General features: G+C 68.0%; 17 protein-coding genes and 1 tRNA gene. 14 read left to right on the plus strand and 4 right to left on the minus strand.

Annotation, left to right across the window (positions count from 1 at the left end):
• Window positions 1-81 precede the first annotated feature (81 nt).
• The 5 genes from AC1DMQ_RS02120 (at window position 82) to AC1DMQ_RS02140 (ending at window position 8,044) form a co-directional block, all read left to right on the plus strand.
• Window positions 82-1,293, plus strand: a complete 1,212-nt coding sequence (locus tag AC1DMQ_RS02120) for a hypothetical protein (protein ID WP_477031900.1) — start codon at window positions 82-84, stop codon at window positions 1,291-1,293.
• Window positions 1,294-1,465: 172 nt separating this feature from the next.
• Entirely contained in the window at window positions 1,466-2,068 is a 603-nt protein-coding gene (locus tag AC1DMQ_RS02125) for an RNA polymerase sigma factor (RefSeq protein ID WP_477031901.1), read from the plus strand.
• Window positions 2,037-3,056, plus strand: a complete 1,020-nt coding sequence (locus AC1DMQ_RS02130) for a FecR family protein (protein WP_477031902.1) — start codon at window positions 2,037-2,039, stop codon at window positions 3,054-3,056. The genes AC1DMQ_RS02125 and AC1DMQ_RS02130 overlap by 32 nt, the downstream gene beginning before the upstream one ends.
• A 92-nt stretch (window positions 3,057-3,148) precedes the next feature.
• The gene (locus AC1DMQ_RS02135) at window positions 3,149-6,322 is read left to right on the plus strand and encodes an outer membrane beta-barrel protein (RefSeq protein ID WP_477031903.1); all 3,174 of its coding nucleotides are present in this window, start codon (window positions 3,149-3,151) and stop codon (window positions 6,320-6,322) included.
• A 90-nt stretch (window positions 6,323-6,412) separates the two neighbouring features.
• On the plus strand, window positions 6,413-8,044 hold the full coding sequence (locus AC1DMQ_RS02140; protein WP_477031904.1) for an alkaline phosphatase D family protein: 1,632 nt from the start codon (window positions 6,413-6,415) through the stop codon (window positions 8,042-8,044).
• A gap of 37 nt (window positions 8,045-8,081) precedes the next feature.
• Here AC1DMQ_RS02140 and AC1DMQ_RS02145 read toward each other — a convergent pair whose 3' ends face one another.
• Window positions 8,082-8,594 (minus strand): hypothetical protein, encoded by a 513-nt coding sequence (locus AC1DMQ_RS02145; protein WP_477031905.1) that lies wholly within the window; start codon window positions 8,592-8,594, stop codon window positions 8,082-8,084.
• A gap of 26 nt (window positions 8,595-8,620) precedes the next feature.
• A tRNA-Leu gene (locus tag AC1DMQ_RS02150) sits at window positions 8,621-8,707 on the minus strand.
• 168 nt (window positions 8,708-8,875) lie between these two features.
• Between AC1DMQ_RS02150 and AC1DMQ_RS02155 the strand changes: the two genes are divergently transcribed.
• The 5 genes from AC1DMQ_RS02155 to AC1DMQ_RS02175 all read left to right on the plus strand — a co-directional run bounded on the left by AC1DMQ_RS02155 (window position 8,876) and on the right by AC1DMQ_RS02175 (window position 14,551).
• The gene (locus tag AC1DMQ_RS02155) at window positions 8,876-10,165 is read left to right on the plus strand and encodes a Xaa-Pro dipeptidase (protein ID WP_477031906.1); all 1,290 of its coding nucleotides are present in this window, start codon (window positions 8,876-8,878) and stop codon (window positions 10,163-10,165) included.
• A 104-nt stretch (window positions 10,166-10,269) separates the two neighbouring features.
• Window positions 10,270-12,387, plus strand: coding sequence for an ATP-binding protein (locus AC1DMQ_RS02160; RefSeq protein ID WP_477031907.1), 2,118 nt, complete (start codon window positions 10,270-10,272; stop codon window positions 12,385-12,387).
• 110 nt (window positions 12,388-12,497) lie between these two features.
• Window positions 12,498-13,511 (plus strand): methionine ABC transporter ATP-binding protein, encoded by a 1,014-nt coding sequence (locus AC1DMQ_RS02165; protein ID WP_477031908.1) that lies wholly within the window; start codon window positions 12,498-12,500, stop codon window positions 13,509-13,511.
• Entirely contained in the window at window positions 13,508-14,173 is a 666-nt protein-coding gene (locus tag AC1DMQ_RS02170; protein ID WP_477031909.1) for a methionine ABC transporter permease, read from the plus strand. The genes AC1DMQ_RS02165 and AC1DMQ_RS02170 overlap by 4 nt, the downstream gene beginning before the upstream one ends.
• Window positions 14,174-14,182: 9 nt before the next feature.
• Window positions 14,183-14,551 carry a hypothetical protein gene (locus AC1DMQ_RS02175; RefSeq protein ID WP_477031910.1) on the plus strand — a complete coding sequence of 123 codons (369 nt, stop codon included), beginning with the start codon at window positions 14,183-14,185 and terminating at the stop codon, window positions 14,549-14,551.
• A gap of 3 nt (window positions 14,552-14,554) precedes the next feature.
• Here AC1DMQ_RS02175 and AC1DMQ_RS02180 read toward each other — a convergent pair whose 3' ends face one another.
• On the minus strand, window positions 14,555-14,803 hold the full coding sequence (locus tag AC1DMQ_RS02180) for a hypothetical protein (RefSeq protein WP_477031911.1): 249 nt from the start codon (window positions 14,801-14,803) through the stop codon (window positions 14,555-14,557).
• Between the two features lie 150 nt (window positions 14,804-14,953).
• Here AC1DMQ_RS02180 and AC1DMQ_RS02185 point away from each other — a divergent pair, with 150 nt between their 5' ends.
• Window positions 14,954-15,754 carry a MetQ/NlpA family ABC transporter substrate-binding protein gene (locus AC1DMQ_RS02185; protein WP_477031912.1) on the plus strand — a complete coding sequence of 267 codons (801 nt, stop codon included), beginning with the start codon at window positions 14,954-14,956 and terminating at the stop codon, window positions 15,752-15,754.
• A gap of 4 nt (window positions 15,755-15,758) precedes the next feature.
• Here the strand turns inward: AC1DMQ_RS02185 and AC1DMQ_RS02190 are convergent, their stop codons facing one another.
• Window positions 15,759-16,253, minus strand: a complete 495-nt coding sequence (locus tag AC1DMQ_RS02190; RefSeq protein ID WP_477031913.1) for a pyridoxamine 5'-phosphate oxidase family protein — start codon at window positions 16,251-16,253, stop codon at window positions 15,759-15,761.
• A 236-nt stretch (window positions 16,254-16,489) separates the two neighbouring features.
• Here AC1DMQ_RS02190 and AC1DMQ_RS02195 point away from each other — a divergent pair, with 236 nt between their 5' ends.
• From AC1DMQ_RS02195 to AC1DMQ_RS02205, 3 genes are all read left to right on the plus strand, one after another.
• The gene (locus AC1DMQ_RS02195; protein WP_477031937.1) at window positions 16,490-17,233 is read left to right on the plus strand and encodes a GntR family transcriptional regulator; all 744 of its coding nucleotides are present in this window, start codon (window positions 16,490-16,492) and stop codon (window positions 17,231-17,233) included.
• Window positions 17,234-17,380: 147 nt separating this feature from the next.
• Window positions 17,381-19,780, plus strand: a complete 2,400-nt coding sequence (locus AC1DMQ_RS02200) for a TonB-dependent siderophore receptor (protein ID WP_477031914.1) — start codon at window positions 17,381-17,383, stop codon at window positions 19,778-19,780.
• A complete protein-coding gene (locus AC1DMQ_RS02205; RefSeq protein WP_477031915.1) occupies window positions 19,780-21,045 on the plus strand; it encodes an MFS transporter in 1,266 nt (421 codons plus the stop codon). Before AC1DMQ_RS02200 ends, AC1DMQ_RS02205 begins: the two co-directional genes overlap by 1 nt.
• Window positions 21,046-21,100 lie beyond the last annotated feature (55 nt).

The following is a 21,100-nucleotide window of genomic DNA, read 5'->3' on the forward strand; positions in this document are numbered from 1 at the left end:
CGGCCAAACCGTCACGGATTTCACGCGCCTGTCACAGTGGCCCGCTAGCCCCGCCCCAACGAAAAAGCGGGGCCTTCCATCATGTTCGATCGTCACCGTCTCGCCACGGCGCTCGCGGTTCTCGTCCTTGGCGTCGCGAGTCCCGCGCTCGCCGACCCCGTCGCCTTGGGCGGCGCGGCCAATCTGCCGCTCAAACAGAACGGCGGCGTCTGGCCGTCGGGCCACGTGCAGGGCGTCGCCGTCGATGTCCGGGGCGGCTACATCTATTACTCGTTCACCAACCTGCTCGCGAAATACGATTTCAGCGGCAAGCTGATCGGCACGCTCGTCGGCTGGACGGGCCACCTGGGCGACCTCGATTTCAACCCGGCCGACGGCAAGGTGTACGGCTCGCTCGAGTACAAGGAAGACAAGGCCTTCTACATCGCCGTGATCGACGTGGGCCGGCTGGACCGGGTCGGTGTCGAGGCCGGCAAGACCGAGATCTTCCGCACGGTCTATCTGCCCGAGGTGGTCAAGGACTACGCCGCCGACCTGAACGGCGACGGGGTCTTCGAAGGCGACGACGGCAAGTTCAAGGGCGACGTCGTCGCCTCGCCCGATCACCGCTACGACTGCTCGGGCATCGACGGGGTGAGCTTCGGCCCCGAGTTCGGCCGCACCGACGGCACGCGCTATCTGACCGTGGCCTACGGGATCTATGGCAACACCACGCGCACCGACAACGATCATCAGGTGCTGCTGCAATACGACATCGCCGACTGGGCCCGCTACGCCAGTCCGTTGACCGAGGCCGCGCCCCACCACAACGGTCCCGCCGCCGTGCACGGCAAGGTCTTCGTGCGCACCGGCAATACGCGCTACGGCGTGCAGAACCTGGCCTATGACGAGACCCAGCGGCGCTGGTTCATGGGCGTGTACCAGGGCCAGAAGACGACCTTTCCCAACTACCTGCTGTTCGCCGTCGAGGCCGGCGAGAAGCCCGTGAGCGCCGACCTCGTCGGCGTGCCCGGCCCCGGCGGCAAGGGATGGGAGCAGGGGCTGACGCTGGCGCTGGCCGACGACGGCCTGAAGGACGCCGCCACGGGCGTCCGCGGATGGAATCAGAAGGCCGATGTCGGCCTCCAGCCCGTGGGCCACGGACTGCTCTACGCCGCCGTGAACGCCAAGGTCGAAGGCAAGCAGACCGCCGACCTGACGCTCATGCGCTGGACCGGCGACGCGCGAAAGCCGTTCGCCCCGGTGACGGCGGAGGAGCGGGACGCCTTGGCGAAAGCATCGACCGCACCGTGAGTTTCGACGCGCGACCGGAGGTTGGAAACCTCCGAGATCGTCCGCCCGCGTGCAAAGAGGATTGAGTGTCACAATTGGCGTCTAGGCAGGGCGTCGAACCGAAGCGGCGCTGTTCCGTCGCTTCCGACGCTGGACCGCTCCGCCAGCGCAATGTCCAACCAACGGGTCAGGGATGAGCGGCGCCGACAGGCAAAGAACACGATGGTTCCTGCGGAACATCCTGCCTCACGAGCCCGCGCTCAGAGGTTGGCTTTCGCGCAGCACGCCGTCGGGAGTCGATCCCGATGACGTCATCCAGGAGGCCTATACGATCCTGGCCGAGCTGGAGTCCGTGGACGCCATCCGTCACCCGCGCGCCTATCTGTTCCAGGTCGCGCGCTCGGTCATCATGCGTCACGTCCGTCGCGCGCGAATCGTTCCGATCCACACCGTCGACGATCTGGAACGGCTCGAGCATTTCGACGACGCGGCCTCGCCCGAGCAGCACGCGATAGACCGGGACGAATTACGCCAGCTGGCCCGGGCGATCGCGGCGATGCCCCTCAAGACCCGCGAGGCTTTTGTCCTTCGCCGGGTCCAGGGAATGCCGCAGCGGCAGATTGCGGCGCAGATGCGGATATCCGAGAATACGGTCGAGACCCATATTTCACGAGGCATCCTATTCTTGATTGATTGGTTCGGGCGTAGCGGAAACAAGCGGTCCCAAACCTCTAGGAATACGGAAGCGGAGATTGCCTCGATAGATGGCCGAGCGAGACACCAGTCGAGACATTGATCAGGCGGCGTCCGATTGGACGGCGCGGCTGGATCGTGGGCCGCTGTCCCCGGAGGGAGAAGAGGCGTTCCAGGCTTGGCTGAGTGGGGATCCACGCAGCAAGGGCGCGTTGTTGCGCGCCCGGGCCGTGTCGATGATCAGCGAGTCCGCCCAGGCGCTCGGATCCAGCTTCGACCCGATCGCCTTCGAGGAGCCGAAGCGCTCGCGATTGGCTGGTGTGTCCCGTCGCCAGGCGCTGACCTGGACGGGGGGGGCGGCCGCCGCGGCCTCCCTGGTGGCGCTCGGCGTCGGTATGCCGGCCGCCGGGGCCGTCATCAGCACCGAGCGGGGCGAGATCCGCCTGGCGCCGCTCAAGGACGGTTCGACGGTGCTGCTGAACACCGAGACCAGGATCCGGGTCAGGTACAGCAAGGGCGAGCGCCTGGTCACCCTGCTCAAGGGCGAGGCCTATTTCTCGGTGGCGCGCGATGAAGAGCGCCCGTTCATCGTCGAGGTGGACGGTCGCCGCCTCAGCACGGTCCAGGCCGGCTTCCGGGTCCGCAAGCTCGACCAGGATCCGGTCGACGTGCTGGTCAATCAGGGGCGGGTCGACGTCGCGGCCGCGCGCCCGTCAGCCTCGACCGGCGTCTTGGCGCTCAGGGACAACACGCGGCTGATCCTGTCCGATCCCGCCGGCGCCGCGGTCGAGCGTCCCCAGGCGATCACCCCCGAGACGGTCACCCGAGAACTGGCCTGGCGCGAGGGCAAGCTGGCCTTCGAGGGGGAGACCCTGAAGCAGGCGGCGGACACCTTCGCGCGCTACAGCGGGACACGGATCCAGATCCGCGACGCGAGCCTGGCGCGTGAACCGGTGACCGGCCTGTTCGCCGCCAACGACCCCGTGGGCTTCAGCCGCGCCATCGCGCGGGTGTTCGACGCCAGGCTGGAACAGGACGGCGACGACGTCGTCTTGACCCGCGCCGCCTCCCAGGGTTCCGCCGCGCAATAAGAAGTTTTTGTTACCGATAGTGGAAGCCGCCGACTGACGGCTCTTAACCCCCGAACCTCGCGACTAACGCGATGACTGGGGGCTACCAGCCAATGAATTCTCGTCTTTCCGTCCTCGCCTGCGGGGCCGCCGTCGTGGCGCTCGCGGTCGCCGCGCCGGCCTATGCGCAGGAGCGCGTCTTCGACATTCCGGCCCAAGCCGCCGTTCGCGCCATTCCCGAACTGGCGCGCCAGGGGCAGGTGCAGATCGTGGCGCCCGCACGGAACCTGGAGGGTGTTCGGACCCCCGCCGTCAAAGGCCGGATGGACGTCCGCGCGGCGCTCCGCCTCCTGATCGCCGGCACGCCGTTGCAGATCGACACCGACGACGGCCAGATCATCACCCTGCGATCGTCCGGCCCCGGGGCGTCGAACGATGCCCCGTCCCAATCCCAGGCCGGCGTCGGCGCCGTGCGCGGCCGCATCCTCAACACCGCGACCGGCGAGTACGTGCGCAACGCCGAGATCCGTGTCGAAGGCACGACGATCGTCGCCTTCTCCGAAGACGGCGGCGACTTTCGCCTCGCCGGCGTGCCGAGCGGCGAGGCCACCGTCGTGGTCAAGTACACCGGCCTGCAGGAGACCAAGGTCGTCGTCGCGGTGACCGCCGGTCAGCAAGCGAACCTGGACGTCGCGCTGAGCCCGCAGTCCTACGCCGCCAGGGACGGCGAGGTGGAGGCGGTCATGATCGTCGCCCGCCGCGAGGGCCAGGCCGGCGCCATCATGGAGCGCCGCGCCTCGACCAACGCCAAGAACGTGGTCGCCGCCGACAACTTCGGCGCCCTGACCATGGGCGACGTGGGCGAGTTCATGAAGAACATGCCGGGCATCTCGATCGACTACACCGAGGTCGACGCCACCGCGGTGCGCATCGGCGGCCTGGACCCGAAGTACTCGACCTTCACCACCGACGGCGCCCGCATGGCGACGGCCACGTCGAACAACAACTCAGGCCGCCAGAACTCGTTCGAGCAGATGTCGATCACCGGCATCGACTCGATCGAGCTGAACAACACGCTGCAGGCCAACATGGACGCCGACTCCCCCGGCGGCGCCATCAACCTGCGCAGTAAGTACGCCTTCCAGCGCACCAGCCGCCTGCTGCGCTTCCAGGTCGGCGCCGTCGGCACGTCGGATTCCGGCCTCTCGCGGATCTATCTGCCCGACGACAAACTGCACGCGCGGATCTTCCCCTCGGCCCAGGTCGGCTATGCCGACGTGTTCCTGGACGGTCGTCTGGGGATCGCGTTCAACGCCAGCTACAACGCCAACTACGTCCAGCAGGACCGCATCCAAACGGACTGGTCCTACCTTCCCGGCGGCCGGGTCATGCCCTACCAGGTGATGTGGCGTCCCGGCCCGAAGCTGACCAGCCGCAAGGCCGCCAACCTTTCCGTGGACTACAAGATCACCGACCAACTGGCGCTGTCGCTGCGCAGCACCTACTCGTTCTACGACGTCGAGTATTTCAACCAGTACACCTACCTGATCTTCGGCACGACGACGGTGTCGCGGGCCACGGCGGACTCCACGCCCACCCACATCGTGGTCAATCCCAACGGGACCAACACCCGCCTGCATACGCAGTATTCCCACCGCTACGCCGGCACGCCCTCGGTGCTGTTCGCGCCCAAGCTGGAATACCGGGGCGATACGACCGAGGCCGCGCTGCGCACCAGCTATTCCAGCTCGCAGTTCAACTTTCGGGACAATGACGAGGGCTTCTTTCAGCGTACGGACAGCTACCTGACCCGCATTGGCTTCACCCTGGACCGCGCGTCGCAGGATTCGAACGCCTGGACGCTGAAGCAGACCGCCGGCCGCGACTGGAGCGTGCCGTCGAACTTCAACCGCGACGACGACATCGGCAACAACATCCGCACGTCGCAGTCGAACGCCAACAACCAGATGTACAGCGCCTACCTGGACCTGAAGCAGCGGCTCAACATCGGCGCGGTGCAGGTCAAGGTCCTGGCCGGCGCGGGCGCCCGCACCAACGTCTGGAAGACCAATGAAGGGTCCTACAAGCAGTTCCAGTATGTCGGCCCGACCGGCGACCTGACCCAGAAGGCTCCCGAGGCCTACATTCCGTGGACTCAGAAATACCAGTTCAAGATGCTCGGTTTCGACGCGGGCAACATGAACGACCAGAACTGGCGCGCCGACAGCAACTACGCCGTCTACGACATCTACAAGGCGCACCCCGAGTACTTCGTGCCCGACACGGCGGGCAACCTGTCGCGCCAGTTCGCCAACAACAAGAAGGTCGGCGAAGAGATCGCCGCCGCCTATGTCGAAGTCCAGCCCCGCGTCGGCAAGGCGCAGTTCGACCTGGGCCTGCGCTTTGAGAACACCAAGACGGAGGCTCGGGTCGGCGAAAACGGGACCTACACCACCCGCCACGGCGAGTATGACGACTGGTTCCTCAGCGGCGGGGCCAAGTACGACCTCACCAAGAAGCTGGTCGGTCAGCTGGCCTTCAGCCAATCCATCCTCCGCCCCGACTACGGCAACCTGGGCGGCGTCGTCTCGGTGGACGACAACAACCAGATCGTCACGGTGCCGAACCCGCTGCTCAAGCCCGAGCACTCGACCAAGTACTACGCCAGCCTGCAGTACTTCCTCGAGCCCTCCGGGATCATCGGCATCTCGGCCTACCAGCTGGACGTGGAGGACATGCAGGTGACCGGCATCACGGTCGATCCCGAGGATGTCGGCTACGATCCCGACGCCTACGCCGGCTACACCTTCCGCAGCGCGCAGAACCTGCCGGGCACCAGCACCAACAAGGGCCTGACCCTGGAATACGACCAGCAGCTGACCTTCCTGCCGGGGGCGCTGAAGGGCCTGGGCCTGCGCGGTTCGATCACCAAGATCGATCCCGACGGCGAGCGCGTGAACCTGCCCAAGACGGCCGCCAACTGGGGCGTCCGCTACAGCAACGGCCGCTTCGACTTCCAGCTGACCGGCAACGCGCAAGGCAAGTATCGCACCAGCGCCTTGAGCAACACGCCGACCACCGCCAACAACGGCATCCTCTATCATACCGCGCGCGAGCTCTGGAATATCAGCGCCAGCTACAAGATCAACCGAAGCTTCGAGGTGATGCTGGCCGGGCGGAACATCTTCAACGCGCCTGACGTCATCTACTCCAACGTCCGCGACCGGGTGCAGCAGTACAGCATCTACGGTTCGATGTGGAACGTCGGGATCAAGGGCACCTTCTAGGCGCCGATCCCGTCCGTGGCCGCGCCGGCTCCCCTCGGCGCGGCCACTCTTCCTTCTGCCTCCCCCCGCATTCCAGTCGAGGACCTTGTCATGGTTCTGAAGATCGATCGTCGCAGCATGGTTCTCGGCGCCGGGCTCGGGCTGAGCGCGCTCCTTCTGCCGGCCGGGCGCGGCGTGGCCGCCGAACTGATCGGCGCCACCGGGTTCACCCACAGCGTGGCCAGCGGCGAGCCGGGCCCCGACGCCATGCTGCTGTGGACGCGCTACGTCCCCGCGACCGGCGACGGCGTCATCCGGCTCGAGGCCGAGGTGGCGCTCGACCCGCAGTTCACGAAGGTGGTCTCGGGCGGCGTCGTCCGCACCGGCCCCTATCGCGACTGGACCGCCAAGATCACGGTCGACGGACTGAAGCCGGGAACGGTCTACTGGTATCGGTTCGTGGCCCCCGACGGGACCAAGTCCCCGGTCGGCCGCACCAAGACCCTGCCCGTGGGCGACGTGGCCCGTTTCAAGCTGGGCGTGTTCTCGTGCTCGAACCTGCCCGTGGGCTGGTTCAACGCCTATGGCCACGCGGCTGCACGGCCCGACCTGGACCTGTGGCTGCACACCGGCGACTACATCTACGAATACGGCCTGGCCTCGGTCCGTGAGAGCGACCGGGCCGAGGGGCGGTCCCAGGAGCCGGCCCACGAGATCCTGGCCATCGCCGACTATCGCCTGCGGTTCGCGTCCTATCGCGCCGACCCCGATCTGCAGCGCCTGCACCAGATGGCGCCGATGGTCGCCCTCTGGGACGATCACGAGTCGGCCAACGACAGCTGGGAAGGCGGCGCGCAGAACCATCAGGCCGCGACCGAGGGCGACTGGAACGTCCGCCGCGCCGCCGCGATGCAGGTCTATCGCGAGTGGATGCCGGTCTCGGACGAGCCCTGGAAGGCCTATCCGATCGGCACGCTGGCGACGCTGTACCGCACCGAATCCCGCCTGCTGGGCCGCACCCGTCCGGCCGACATCGGCGCCGCCTTCCGGTCGGACGATCCCGACGCCGCGCTGAAGGCCTTCCGCGACGGCGTTTGGCGCGATCCCTCGGCGACGATGCTGGGCTCGACCCAGGAAAGCTGGCTGGCGCACCAACTGAAGACCAACGCGCGCTCCACGGCGTGGCAGATGGTCGGCATGGGCACCATCATCGGGCGGACCGTGATGCCGCAGGACGCCGTCGGCTGGCTTCGCCCCGAGGTCACCGAGCGCAAGGTCGCCAGCTACAAGAACAACATCCGCGCCGCCAAGCTGGGCCTGCCGATGTGGATGGACCGCTGGGACGGCTATCCCGAGGCGCGGTCGCGACTGCTGAAGGCTGCGCAACAGGCCGATGCGGACCTGGTGATGCTGGCCGGCGACAGCCACAACGCCTGGGCCTACGGGCTGGTCGAGGACGGCCGGCCCGCCGGCGTCGAGTTCGCCGGCCAGGCCGTCACCTCGGGCGGCGCCGAGGGCGATTTCGGAGCCGATCCCAAGCTCGTCGCCCAAGGCTTCATGGCCGCCAATCCCGAACTGAAATGGGCGGACACCAGCCGGCGGGGCTACATGATGATCGACGTCACGCCGCAGCGCGTGACCGGCGAGTGGCTGTTCATGAACACGATCAAGGCCCGCGACACCGCGCTTTCGGGAACCCACCGCATGCACGTCGAACGCGGCCGGAGGGTGTTCGCGGCCTAGGTCCGCGACGCTGTCCGATCAGAGCCGGCGCCTACGGTTAGATCATATCGTCGGCATTTGGATCGGTGGGCCGCGAGGCGAGATAGTTCTGAGCGAAGGCCGCTCCCGCTTTGGTGTACGGAGGATCGGGCATGACGCCGAACAGCGTGTTCAGTCGGGACAGCAATTGGGATCCGATGCCGCGCCGTTGGAAGCGGTGGTCTACGTCCAGGGCGATGACCTTCTTCTTCGCCGCAGGGAGATCCGTCCCGTTACTGTAAAGTTCCAGGATCGCGTACGGCCGTTGATCCGCAACTCCGCGCGCGCAAAATGTAACGCGGTGGGTGAAGCCGTCCCTGAGCGCGTCGGCACCATCCCAATTCGTATTGTTGGGATCCAGCTGTTCGCCTCCCCAGACGAGTTCGAGGTCCAGGTCCTCGTTGTCGGCGAACGCTCCGTCCGGCGTCGGAGCAGACGACCGCGCGAAGTCTACGACGTCAGGCTCCTCGTCAAACCGGCGCTCGTCGCGGGTGTCGAGGGTGGCGATGATGGATGCGGGGGCGTTGGACATGTTTCCTGACGGCAGGCGACGCATGTTGGTGCGGGCGGCCGGGGTCGAACCGGCAAGGGATTGCTCCCGACGGATTTTAAGTCCGTTGCGTCTACCAGTTTCGCCACGCCCGCGCTGGTCCTGCCCGTATAGGATGAGGGGAGAGTCTCGCCAAGGCCGTGCGAGCGCCGGGCGCCCTGGTTCGCGGCGCCGGCGTGAAACTCGAGCGTTACGGCTCGACGTTCGGCGGGCGCGTGATAGCGTCGCCGTCCCCGATCGTCCGGGGACGGGGGATCGTGATCATGCAGCGCAAACTGGCCGTTCTGGCTTTCCTGACGGCGGCCTGCGCCGCGCCTCTGGCCCCTTCCGCGGTTTGGGCCGCCGACGTCGAGGTGGTGCGCGCCGCGCGGCTGCTCGACGTGGCCACGGGCAAGTACCTCGACAATCCGCAGGTGGTGGTCACCGACGGCCGGATCACGGCGGCGGGCAAGGCGGGCGACGCGGTTCCGGCCGGCGCCAAGGTGGTCGAGCTTCCGGGCGCGACCCTGCTGCCGGGCCTGATCGACATGCACGTGCACCTGGACAGCGTCGCCGAGATCGGCGGCTATCAGGGCCTGCAGTACAGCGACGCCTTCTGGAGCGTGGTCCAGACCCGCAACGCCAAGGTCACCCTGGAGGCCGGCTTCACCACCGTGCGCAATGTCGGCTCGGCCCAGTTCGACGACGTGGGCCTGCGCGAGGCGATCGACGAGGGTTACGTGCCCGGTCCGCGGGTGGTCAGCGCCGCCTATGCGATCGGCGCGACCGGCGGTCACTGCGACTCGACCTTCTTCCCACCGTCGATGGACGAGAAGAGCCCCTACAACGTCGACAGCCCCGACGAGGGCCGCAAGCGCGTGCGGGAGCTGAAGAAGTACGGCGCCCGGGTGATCAAGATCTGCGCCACCGGAGGGGTGTTCTCGCGCGGGAACGAGCCGGGCCAGCAGCAGCTGACCCTGGCCGAGATGCAGGCGATCGTCGACGAGGCCCACATGGCCGGCCTGAAGGTCGCCGCCCATGCCCACGGCGCGGCAGGCATCAAGGACGCCATCCGGGCCGGCGTCGACACCATCGAGCACGTCAGCCTGGTCGACGACGAGGGGATCAAGCTGGCCGTCCAGAAGGGCGCCTACTTCTCGATGGACATCTACAACACCGACTACACCCAGGCCGAGGGCGCCAAGAACGGCGTGCTGGAGGACAATCTGCGCAAGGATCGCGACATCGGCGAGATCCAGCGCGAGAACTTCCGCAAGGCCCTGAAGGCTGGCGTGAAGATGGTCTACGGCACCGACGCCGGGGTCTATCCGCACGGCCAGAACGCCAAGCAGTTCGCCGTCATGGTGCGCTATGGCGCGACGTCGCTGCAGGCGATCCAGTCCGCGACGATCACCGCCGCCCAGGCCCTGGGCCAGGAGAAGGACGTCGGCCAGGTGGCCGTGGGCCGCTACGGCGACCTGATCGCGGTGGCCGGCGACCCGCTGAGCGATGTCACGACCCTGGAAAAGCCGGTGTTCGTGATGAAGGGCGGGGCGGTGGTCAAGCAGCCTTAAGCTCCGCCGCTTCAGAATGTCGCGGCGTCGCGAAGCCTGGACTTAACGCCAGGGCTTCGCGGCGGTGATAGTCCAGGATGGTCATTCCTCGGAGCCTCCCAGCCATGAGCCGGACCTCGGCCCACCGCGCGTTCAGGCGGACCATGACGCTGATCGCCGGCGGCAACCCGCTGTCGTCCGTGCTCCTGGCCATCGTCCAGGCGGTGGAGGCCGAGGACCCGGACATCCTGTGCAGCATCCTGCTGCTGGACGACGAGGGCCGCCACCTGCTGCTGGGCGCGGCGCCCGGACTGCCCGACTTCTACAACCAGGCTCTGAACGGGGCCGAGATCGGGCCCGCCGCCGGCTCCTGCGGGACGGCCGCCTTCCTGGGACGCCGGGTGATCGTCGAGGATATCCAGACCGATCCCCTTTGGGCGGACTACAGGGACCTTGCCAGGCTCGCCGGCCAGGCCGGTCTCGCCGCCTGCTGGTCGCAGCCGATCGTCGCCGCCGGCGGCGCGGTGGTCGGCACGTTCGCCATCTATCTCCGACAGATCCGCGCGCCGGACAGCGAGGACATCGCCTTCATCGAGGCCGCCGCCGAACTGGCCGCGATCGCCATCGACCGCCAGCGCGCCGAAGAGACCCTGGCCGCCAGCGAGGCCCGGGCCCGGCAAGCCGCCGAGGCGGCGCGGGAGACCGCGCGCGACCTGACGACCTTCTTCGACGTCTCGCTCGACATGCTGTGCATCCGCGACATGCGGGGCAATTTCGTCAAGCTGAGCCGGGCGTGGGAGGACGTCCTGGGCTACCCCATTGAGATGCTGGAGGGGACGCCGCTTCAGCCCCTGGTTCACCCGGACGACCTGCCCGCCACCCAGGACCTGATGGCGCGGGCCAATCTCGACGACGAGGTGGTCGGCTTCATCAACCGCTACCGCCATCGCGAGGGCCATTATCGTCAGCTGGAATGGCGGGCGCGGCGCTCGGGCGACCTGGTGTTCGCCGTGGCCCGCGACGTCACCGAACGGCTGAGCCAGCAGGCCGAGATCGAGGCGGCCAAGTCGGCCGCCGAAGCGGCCAACCGCGCCAAGACCGATTTCCTGGCCAATATGAGCCACGAGATCCGCACGCCCCTGAACGGGGTAATCGGCGTGGTCGCCGCCCTTGACCAGACCGACCTGACGCCGGCCCAGCGCGAGATGGTCGAACTGATCCAGAGCTCAGGCGCGACCCTCGAGCGGCTGGTGTCGGACATCCTGGACGTCTCGAAGATCGAGGCCGGACGCCTGGCCATCGAGGAGCGCGACTTCGACCTCGACGCCGATCTGGGCGGCCTGCTGGAGATCACGCGCATCCGCGCCGGGGACAAGGGCCTGGCCTTCCGCGTCGAACGCTTTGGCGAGACGCGCGGCGTTTTCCGGGGCGACAGCGTCCGCATCAAGCAGGTGCTGGGCAACTTGCTGTCCAACGCCCTGAAATTCACCGACCAGGGCGAGATCGTCGCGCGGATCGCGGTGGTCGACCCCGCACCGGCCGATGAGGCCGCGCGTCTGATCCTCGAGGTGGCCGACACCGGCGTCGGCTTCGACCCCGCCCTGGCGGCCACCCTGTTCCAGCGGTTCAGCCAGGCAGACACCACCATCACCCGCCGGTTCGGAGGCACGGGCCTGGGGTTGTCGATCAGCAAGACCCTGGTCGAGATGATGGGCGGCGAGATCGTCGCCGATTCCGAGCCCGCTCGCGGCAGCCTGTTCAAGGTGACCATCCCCCTGGCGCGCGCCCGCGGCCCGGCCGATCACGACGCGTCGCGCGAGGTCGCCGCGCCGCCGCTCGCTCGGTCGGACGGCCTGCGGGTGCTGCTGGCCGAGGACCATCCGGTCAACCAGAAGGTCGTGCAGCTGATCCTCGCCCCGTACGGCGCGGAGGTGACGGTGGTCGAAAACGGCGCCCTGGCCGTCGAGGCGTTCGAGACCGGCCTGTTCGACCTAGTGCTGATGGACATGCAGATGCCGGTGATGGACGGGCTGGCCGCCACCCGCGTCATCAGAACCCGCGAACGCGAGCGCGGCGGCGCGCGTACGCCGATCATCATGCTCAGCGCCAACGCCATGGACCACCACCGGCAGGACGCCCTGGCGGCCGGCGCCGACCTGCACGTCGCCAAGCCGGTCGACGCGGTCGCCCTGATGACCGGCATCGGCCGGGCTCTGAACCCGACCAGCGTCGCCGCGATCTGAGGGCGGCGAACCTGTCCGCGCGGGACAGGCTTCACCTTTCGCGCCACAGCGCCTAAATCGGACGGCTCCCGGCCGCGCGACGGCCGCCCTTCCGCTTTCAGGCCTCGCCCTTGATCACCTTCGACGATGTTTCCAAGACCTATGCCGGAGCCGGCGCCAAGGACGATGGACGCGCCGCGCTCAGCGGGGTCAGCCTGTCGGTCGCGCCCGGCGAGGTGTTCGGGGTGATCGGCGCGTCGGGCGCGGGCAAGTCGACGCTGATCCGGCTGATCAACGGGCTGGAGAAGCCGTCGGGCGGCAAGGTCGTGGTCGACGGCGACGACGTGGCGGCCCTGGGGGTGGAGGGGCTGCGGTCCCTGCGCCGCCGGGTGGGGATGATCTTCCAGCACTTCAACCTGCTGTCGTCCAAGACCGTGGACGGCAACGTCGCCTTCCCGCTGAAGCTGGCCGGCCGGCCCGACGCGGAGGTCAAGGCGCGCACAGCGGAGCTGCTGGCGCGGGTGGGGTTGAGCGACTTCGCGAACAAGTATCCGGCGCAGCTGTCGGGCGGCCAGAAGCAGCGGGTTGGCATCGCCCGCGCCCTGGCGACCGGCCCCAAGGTGCTGCTGTGCGACGAGGCCACCAGCGCCCTGGATCCCGAGACCACCGAACAGATCCTGGAGCTGGTCTCCAATCTTAACCGCGAGCTGGGCCTGACCATCGTGCTGATCACCCACGAGATGGACGTGGTGCGCCGGGTCTGCGACCGGGTGGCGGTGCTGGAGGGCGGCAAGGTGGTCGAGACCGGCGCGGTCGAGGAGGTGTTCCTGCACCCGGCCAGCGCCACGGCCCGGCGGTTCGTCATGGAGGCCGACGGCGTGCCGGGCGAGGCCGGGGCGGCGGTCGACGGCCGGGTGGTGCGCCTGACCTTCCGGGGCGAGGCGACCTACAAGCCGATCCTGGGCGCGGTGGCCCGCGAGACCGGCGTCGACTATTCGATCCTGGGCGGCCGCATCCATCGCCTGCGCGAGACGCCCTATGGCCAGCTGACCCTGTCGTTGACCGGCGGCGACGTCGAGGCGGCGATCAAGCGGTTCCAGGCCGACGGCGTCCGGGTCGACCTGGTCACGGAGGCGGGCCGATGAGCGCCTTCATGGAAAATATCGACTGGTCGGAGATCGGCCAGGCGACGCTCGACACCCTGTCGATGCTGGGCGGCTCGATGGTGCTGACGGTGATCTTGGGCCTGCCGCTGGGCGTGATCCTCTTTCTGACCGGCAAGGGGCAGATGCTGCAGAACCGCGCGGCCAACGGCGTGCTGTCGCTGGTCATCAACATCCTGCGCTCGGTGCCGTTCGTGATCCTGCTGATCGTGATGATCCCGCTGACCGTGGCCCTGGTCGGCACCTCGCTGGGCGTGCCGGGGGCGATCCCGCCTCTGGTGGTCGGCGCAGCGCCGTTCTTCGCCCGCCTGGTGGAAACAGCCCTGCGTGAAGTGGACAAGGGCGTGATCGAGGCCAGCTTCGCCATGGGCGCCAAGCGGCGGCAGGTGGTGCTGGGGGCGCTGCTGCCCGAGGCCATGCCGGGTCTGATCGCCGCGGCCACCGTCACGGCCATCGCCCTGGTGTCCTACACCGCCATGGCCGGCGTGGTCGGCGCCGGCGGCCTGGGCGACCTGGCGATCCGCTTCGGCTACCAGCGCTTCCAGACCGACGTGATGGTGGTCACCGTGGTGTTGCTGCTGGTGCTGGTCCAGGCGCTGCAGATGGTCGGCGACGCGGTGGTGCGCCGCGTCTCGCACCGCTAGAACCCTCCCATGACCGACGACGACATCCCCATCCTGTCCGCCCCGCCGCCCGAGCACTGGGACGAAAGCTTCGCCCAGGGCCTGGTCGGCAAGATCATGCTGGTGAACCTGACCTTCCTGGACGCCGACGGCGACCTGGAAGGGCGCGAGGCCTTCCACGGCGTCGTGATCACCGCCGATGCGGAGGAGGGGATCCTGCTCGACCTGCTGGGCCCGCAGGACGGCGACACCACGACCCTGCCGCCCCAGACCTCGAATATCGTCGCGGCGGCGCCGGGCCTCTACCCGCTGACCGGCGGCGAGTCGGTCGAGAACCCCGACTTCCTGTCCAGCTGGACCATCGCCGGGCCGGAAGAGCCGGCGAACGACGAGGAATAGGCCTCAGGCCTGGTCGAACGGGAACGGCAGCCGGCCGGCCTTGAAGATGATCTGCGGGTTCTCGTCGTAATCGCCCAGCTCGACGTCGGCCGAGGCGGCGAAGGCCACGACGCCCTCGCGGATCGGAGCCAGGCGCTCGGCTTTGCGGCGGGCTTCCTCGGCGTCCTTGCAGCCGACCTGCTGCTCGGCCTTCAGGCCCTTGCCGCGGCCGGCCTTGTAGGCTTGGACGATGTAGACGGTTTCTCTGGCCATCCTTCTCCAGGCGACCTGTTTGGCCTTCGGGTCAAGACGCGGGGCTGAAATGATCCAAGACTCTGCGCGCCGGTTCAGGAAAACTGATTTCCCGATCCGACGGGAAGCGGGCAATACCCGACCCGATTAATCGCCTTAACGGAGCCGTTCATGGTCGCCCGCCGCGCCCTTCTCGTCAGCCTCGCCGTTCTGAGCCTCGCGGCTTGCGGCAAGAAGCCCGCCGCCAGCGGGGCCGGCGACACCCTGACGGTCGCCGCCACGGCCATCCCGCACGCCGAGGTGCTGGAGTTCATCAAGCCGAAACTGGCCGCCGAAGGGCTGAAGATCGAGATCAAGGTCTTCAACGACTACGTCCAGCCCAACATCCAGGTCGCCGAGAAGCGCCTGGATGTGAACTATTTCCAGACCCTGCCGTATCTCGAGACCTTCAACGTCGACAAGGGCACCAACCTGGTGCCGGTGGTCGGAGTGCATATCGAGCCGATCGGGGCCTATTCCAGCCGCCACAAGTCGATCGCCGACCTGCCGCAAGGCGCGACGGTGGCCATTCCCAACGACGCCAGCACCGAGGACCGCGCCCTGCGGCTCCTGGCGCGCGGCAATGTCATCTCGCTGGACACGACCAAGAAGGCGCTGAGCCTCAAGGACATCAGCGGCAATCCCAAGGGCCTGAAGTTCAAGGAATTGGAGGGCGCGACCCTGCCGCGCACCCTGGGCCAGGTCGACCTGGCGGTGATCAACACCAACTACGCCCTCGACGCCAAGCTGGACCCGTCCAAGGACGCCCTGCTGATCGAGGACAAGAACAGCCCCTATGTGAACTATCTGGTCGGCCGTCCGGACAACAAGGACGACCCGCGCGTCCAGAAGCTGGCCAAAGCCCTGATCTCGCCGGAGGTGAAGGCGTTCATGGAGCGCAAGTACGGCGGCGCGGTGGTGCCGGCGTTCTAGGGCGCTAATCGGCCCGTCGGAGCGCGCCGGTCAGCGGGTCCACCCGCAGCAGCGGAGACCGGTCCAGGCCGCCGTGGGGATCGATCAGCGAGATCACCAACGGCGTAGCCTTCATCACCGCCACCGACGCGCCGTGCGGATTGAAGACCTGTTGTTCTGGGTAGCGCTTCACGAGCATGGCGTTGAGGCGGCGAACCTCGTTGGCGTCGGTGACCTCGATGGCGTCGGCCGCCATCGACAGGCCGCGAAGATCGGATCCGTCGCCGTCATGCCGCCCGATCGCGATCGAGACCCGGGCGTCTCGCTGGATGTTGGCGAGCTTCTGTCCATCGCGGGCGACGACGAAATACAGCGTCAGGCCGTCATGGATGTAGCCGACCATGGTCGCCTGTGGCCAGCCGTCGGGACGCAGGGTGGCCACCGCCATGATCCGGTTCTCGGAGAGGATTTGCAGCGCCTTCTTGCCGGCTGCTTCGGCGGCTATGTCCGTGGAGGTCATGGCGTCGTCTCCTGCTCGCGTCGGATGACCGAAGGTCCGCGAAGAAAGCCGGCAGAAATCTCGGCGAAGAGCGGCGTGGCGCGGGCGCGGCTGCCGTGAAGACTAGCACAACCGCCGATTTCCGCTGGTGGTTTGCTTGCTTGCGTCCTGAAGTAGATCAGTCGCCCTAGGCGAAGCTGACATTTCACCGTACATATCAGGGCTTGCTTACTCGGAGCCCCGCCTTGCGACAGTTCATGGCCCCTGACGACGCCCTGGCCGGCGCCCAACCGGCTGGCGGCCGCGACCGGATGCTGGTGCTGGACATCTGCTCGTCTTCGGGGCTCGAGGATTGGTCGCCCGACCTGCAGAAGGCCAAGGTCTACGAGCGCATCCTGCTGGACCTGATCCTGGGCCGCCTGGCGCCCGGTGCGCGCCTGGACGAGCAGTCGCTGGCGGCCCGCTACGACGCCGGTCTGGCCGGGGTGCGCGACGCCCTGGGACGGCTGGCCCTGGAGGGGCTGGTGATCCGCCGCGCCCGCTCGGGCACCACGGTCGCGCCGCTGGACCTGGTCGAGCTGCGCCAGGGCTATGACGCCCGGGCCCTGATCGAGCCGCACTGCGCGGGTCTGGCCGCCAAGCACGCCAGCAAGGCCGAGGCAGACGCCATCCGCGCGGCCTTCGACGGCGGCGAGCAGGCCGCGCGTGACCGCGACCTGCCGGCCCTGGTGGCCATGGACCAGCGCTTCCACGCCGCCGTGGCCCGCGCCGGCGGCAACATGGCCCTGGCCCGCATCCTCATCCCCCTGCAGCACAAGGCCGCCCGCTACTGGGTGTTCTCGTTCGGCGCGGCCACCGAGGCCGAGCTGATCTCGGACGTCGAGCAGCACCGCGCCGTGGCCGACGTGATCGCCCGCGGCGACGTCGAGGGCGCCAAGCTGGCGATGATGCGCGTGCTCAACATCATGCCCGAGGCGACCCGGCCGCTGCTGGAAGGCTGAGAGCGTCCCGCGACGCCTTCTGCTTTCCTAATCGCGGCCTCAATATAATTTCTTCTGAAATGTTACATAACGTTTTGACGAACGTTGCGTAACATCCCATTTGCTAGCTCCACCGCTGCTCCCTCGGCGGATCTGGAGCTTTCCGCGATGTCGATCCGCGTCTTCCTGCTGAGCAGCGCCATGGCGACCGGCCTGTTCACGGCCGGATACGCCCTGGCCCAGGATGCGCCCCAGGCCGACGCCGTGGACGAAGTCATCGTCCTGGCCCGCGACAAGGCGGGTCTGCTGGAGAAGCAGCCCAGCACCACGGTGTTCGGCCTGGAGAAGTCGCTGCTGGAGACGCCGCGCTCGGCCAGCTTCGTCAGCGACACCACCCTGCAGCGGTTCGGCATCGAGACCATCGACGGGCTGACGGCGGTGTCGCCGGGGACCTACACCGCCAGCTTCTATGGCGTCCCGGGCGCGCTCAACATCCGCGGCACCCTGGCCGAGAACTACTTCCGAGGCTTCAAGCGGGTCGAGAACCGCGGCACCTATTCCACCCCGATCGGCGGGGCGGCCCAGATCGAGATCGTGCGCGGTCCGCCGACCCCGATCTACGGCGCGGGCAAGGTCGGGGGCATGCTGAACTTCATCCCGAAGTCCGCGCGCGACGAGGGCCGCTTCCTGACCGATCCCAAGGGCGAGGTCACCGCCACCTTCGGGGCCTACGACAAGAAGAACCTGACCGGCCAGGTCGCCCTGCCGGTCAAGCTGGGCTCGGCCGACGGCGGGATCTACGCCTATGGCGAGATCGACGACTCCAGGAGCTTCTACCGGGGTCTGCACCCCAAGCGGCAACTGGCCGAGATCTCGGCTGACTTCGACCTGAACAACGGCTGGAGCACGGCCTTCGGCGGCATGGTCTATCACTCGACCGGCGACATCCAGACGCCGGGCTGGAACCGCCTGACCCAGGATCTGATCGACCACCAGACCTACATCACCGGCCGCGACACGACCCTGGTCGACGCCGACGGCAACGGCCGGATCACGCCCGGCGAGGTGGGCTTCTACCCGTTCGGCAGCGCCCTCTACATCCCGTACTTCGGCTTCCCCGCCACCGACGCCAACCACACGCTGGACACCGGGGTGGGAGCGACGAAGCTGGACCCGCGCACGGTCCATGTCAGCGCCGCCGACTTCTCCAAGACCTGGACCAACACCCTCTATTTCGACCTGGCCAAGCGGTTCGACGACGACAGCGTGCTGAAGCTGCAACTGTTCTACGACGACCAGGAGAACAAGCGCTTCGTCTCGTACGGCTATCCGGCCTGGTTCGACAGTTCGATCTGGGAGGCGCGGGCCAGCTACGCCTTCAAGCGCGCGTTCGGGGCGGTGAGCACGAACACCATCGTCGGGGCGGGCTATCGGGCGTTCGACGGCCGCCGGCGTGAGAGCTTCAACAGCGGCATGATCGCCATCGATCGTCGCGACGTCTCGGTCGGCGCCCAGCCCAACGACATCATCGACAGCCCGTTCAGCACCGAGCCGGCCGGCGTCCAGGGCCTGGAGTGGGAGAACGACAACAGGAGCACCTGGAGCCAGACGGGCCTGTTCTTCACCAGCGACATCAAGTTCGGCCAGCGCCTGACCCTGACCCTGGGCGGCCGCTACGATTGGTACGAGGTCGAGGCCGAGGACACCGGCTTCCTGCCGTTCACCGTCGCCGGCCGCCAGACCGACGACCGGGGAAAGGGGACCTACAGCGCCAGCCTGACCTACCAGACGCCGGTCGGGCTGATACCCTACATCAGCTACGCCAAGGCCTCGGCCCTGGAGGTCAGCCAGGCCGGCGACATCGCCCCGGGCCTGGTCGCCGACGGCTCGTGGCTGTCGGACAGCGACCTGGCCGAGGCCGGGGTGAAGTTCCAGCTGCTGCGCGGAACCCTGGTCGGCTCGCTCGCCGCCTATCGCCAGAACCGCACCCAGCTGTCGGGCCTTACGCCGGTGGTGCAGGGCACGCGGGCCAAGGGCGTCGAGCTGGAGGTCCGGTGGCTGGCCTCCGAGCATCTGAGCTTCACGGCGACCGGCAACACCCAGCACACCACCGTCAAGGGGCCGGACCAGTCGTTCCAGTACATCCCGGCCTATACGGCGGGCGTGCCCGGCGCGCAGGGCTATGGCGGCAGCTACGTCGTCTGGACCTTCAACACCTTGCCGGGGCGGGCGGGCGACTACGACTACACCCTGATCCCCAAGTCGGTGGTCAGCCTGTACGGCGCCTATACCAGCGACGCCCATGACTGGGGTTCGGCGGGCGCGACCCTGGGCGTCACCCATGTGACCAAGACCTCGGGCACGGTGCAGGACGCGGTGACCTATCCCGCCTACGCCGTGGTCAACGCCTCGGCTTATGTGACGCGCGGGCCTTACACCGCCGAGCTCAACGTCGATAACCTGCTCGACAAGCTCTATTTCACCCCGGACGCCGACACCTATGCCAATCTCGGGGCCTTGCCCGGCAAGGGGCGGGAATGGCGCGTGACCCTGAAGCGGACGTTCTGATGACCGACCTGTCGATTTCCCGGACCACGACGGCGTGGCGTCCCTGGCTGCTGGTCGGCGTGTTCAGCCTGCTGCTGTTCCTGATCACGGCGGCGACCTATTCGTCGCTGGGCGTGGTGATCCCGGCCATGGTTCCGGAACTGGGCTGGAGCTGGGAGCACGCCTTCCTGGGCTTCACGATCCTGGGGGTGTTCACGGGCCTCTCGTCCTGGCTGCCGGCCCTGCTGATCCGCCGGATCGGGGTGCGCGGCGCGATCCTGGTGGGGGTGGCGGTGATGGCCGGGGGTCTGGCCTGCCTGTCGCGGGTCCACGCCCTGCCGATCTATTTCTTCGGGACAGCCCTTTGCGGGATCGGCTTCCAGATGGCGGCCCTGATCCCCGGCACCCACGTGCTGTCGGCGATCTTCAAGGAACGGGCCCTGCCGTTCGGAATCTATTTCACCTTCGGCGCGCTGGGCGGGGTGGCCGGACCGTGGATGGTGGTCAGCGTCCTGGGCGCGACCCACAACGACTGGCGGCTCTATTGGGCGCTGCAGGCGGTGGCCGTGGGGCTGGTGGGCCTGATCTGCGCCGTCGCCGTGGGCGGCCCGCGCTGGCTGGAGCAGGCCGGCGCCGCGCTGGACCGGGAGCTGGACGCCGAGGCCAAGGCCGGCAAGACGCCAAGCCACGTCTATCACACCGACCACGAATGGAGCGTCCGCGACGCGGTGCGCACGCCGCAGTTCTACGTGCTGCTGGCCGCCTATTTCAGCCATCTGCTGGCCGGGATCAGCGCCGCCAGCCTGACCCAGGCCCACCTGACCCAGCTGGGCGTCGCCGGCGCGGTGGCGGCGGGCATGCTCAGCCTGGAGGGCGGGATGCAGGTGGTCGCGCGGCTGGGCGGCGGGGCGATCGGCGATCGGATCGATCCGCGCTGGCTGCTGGTGTTCGCCCAGGGCCTGCTGGTGGTCGGGCTGCTGGCCCTGTCGCAAGCCACGACGCCGTTCCTGCTGACCTTCTACGCGGTCGGGGTGGGCGTCGGCTTCGGCCTGACCGTGCTGGCCGTCAGCCTGCTGCTGCTGAACTACTTCGGACGCCGCAACAACGTCGAACTGTTCTCCCTGACCTGCCTGATCGGGGCGGTGTCGGCGGCAGGACCGTTCATTGGCGGCGCCATCCGCGACCGCGTCGGCTCGTTCACCCCGGCCTTCCTGCTGTTCGCGGCGCTGACGGCGGTGGTGTTCCTGGCCGCCCTGTTCATGCGCCCGCCGAAGCCGACCGCCTGATCGACGCCCAAAGAAAAAGCCGCCCCGACCGAAGTCGGGGCGGCTCGTTCTTCAG

The sequence above is a fragment of the Caulobacter sp. 05L422 genome (assembly GCF_056397765.1).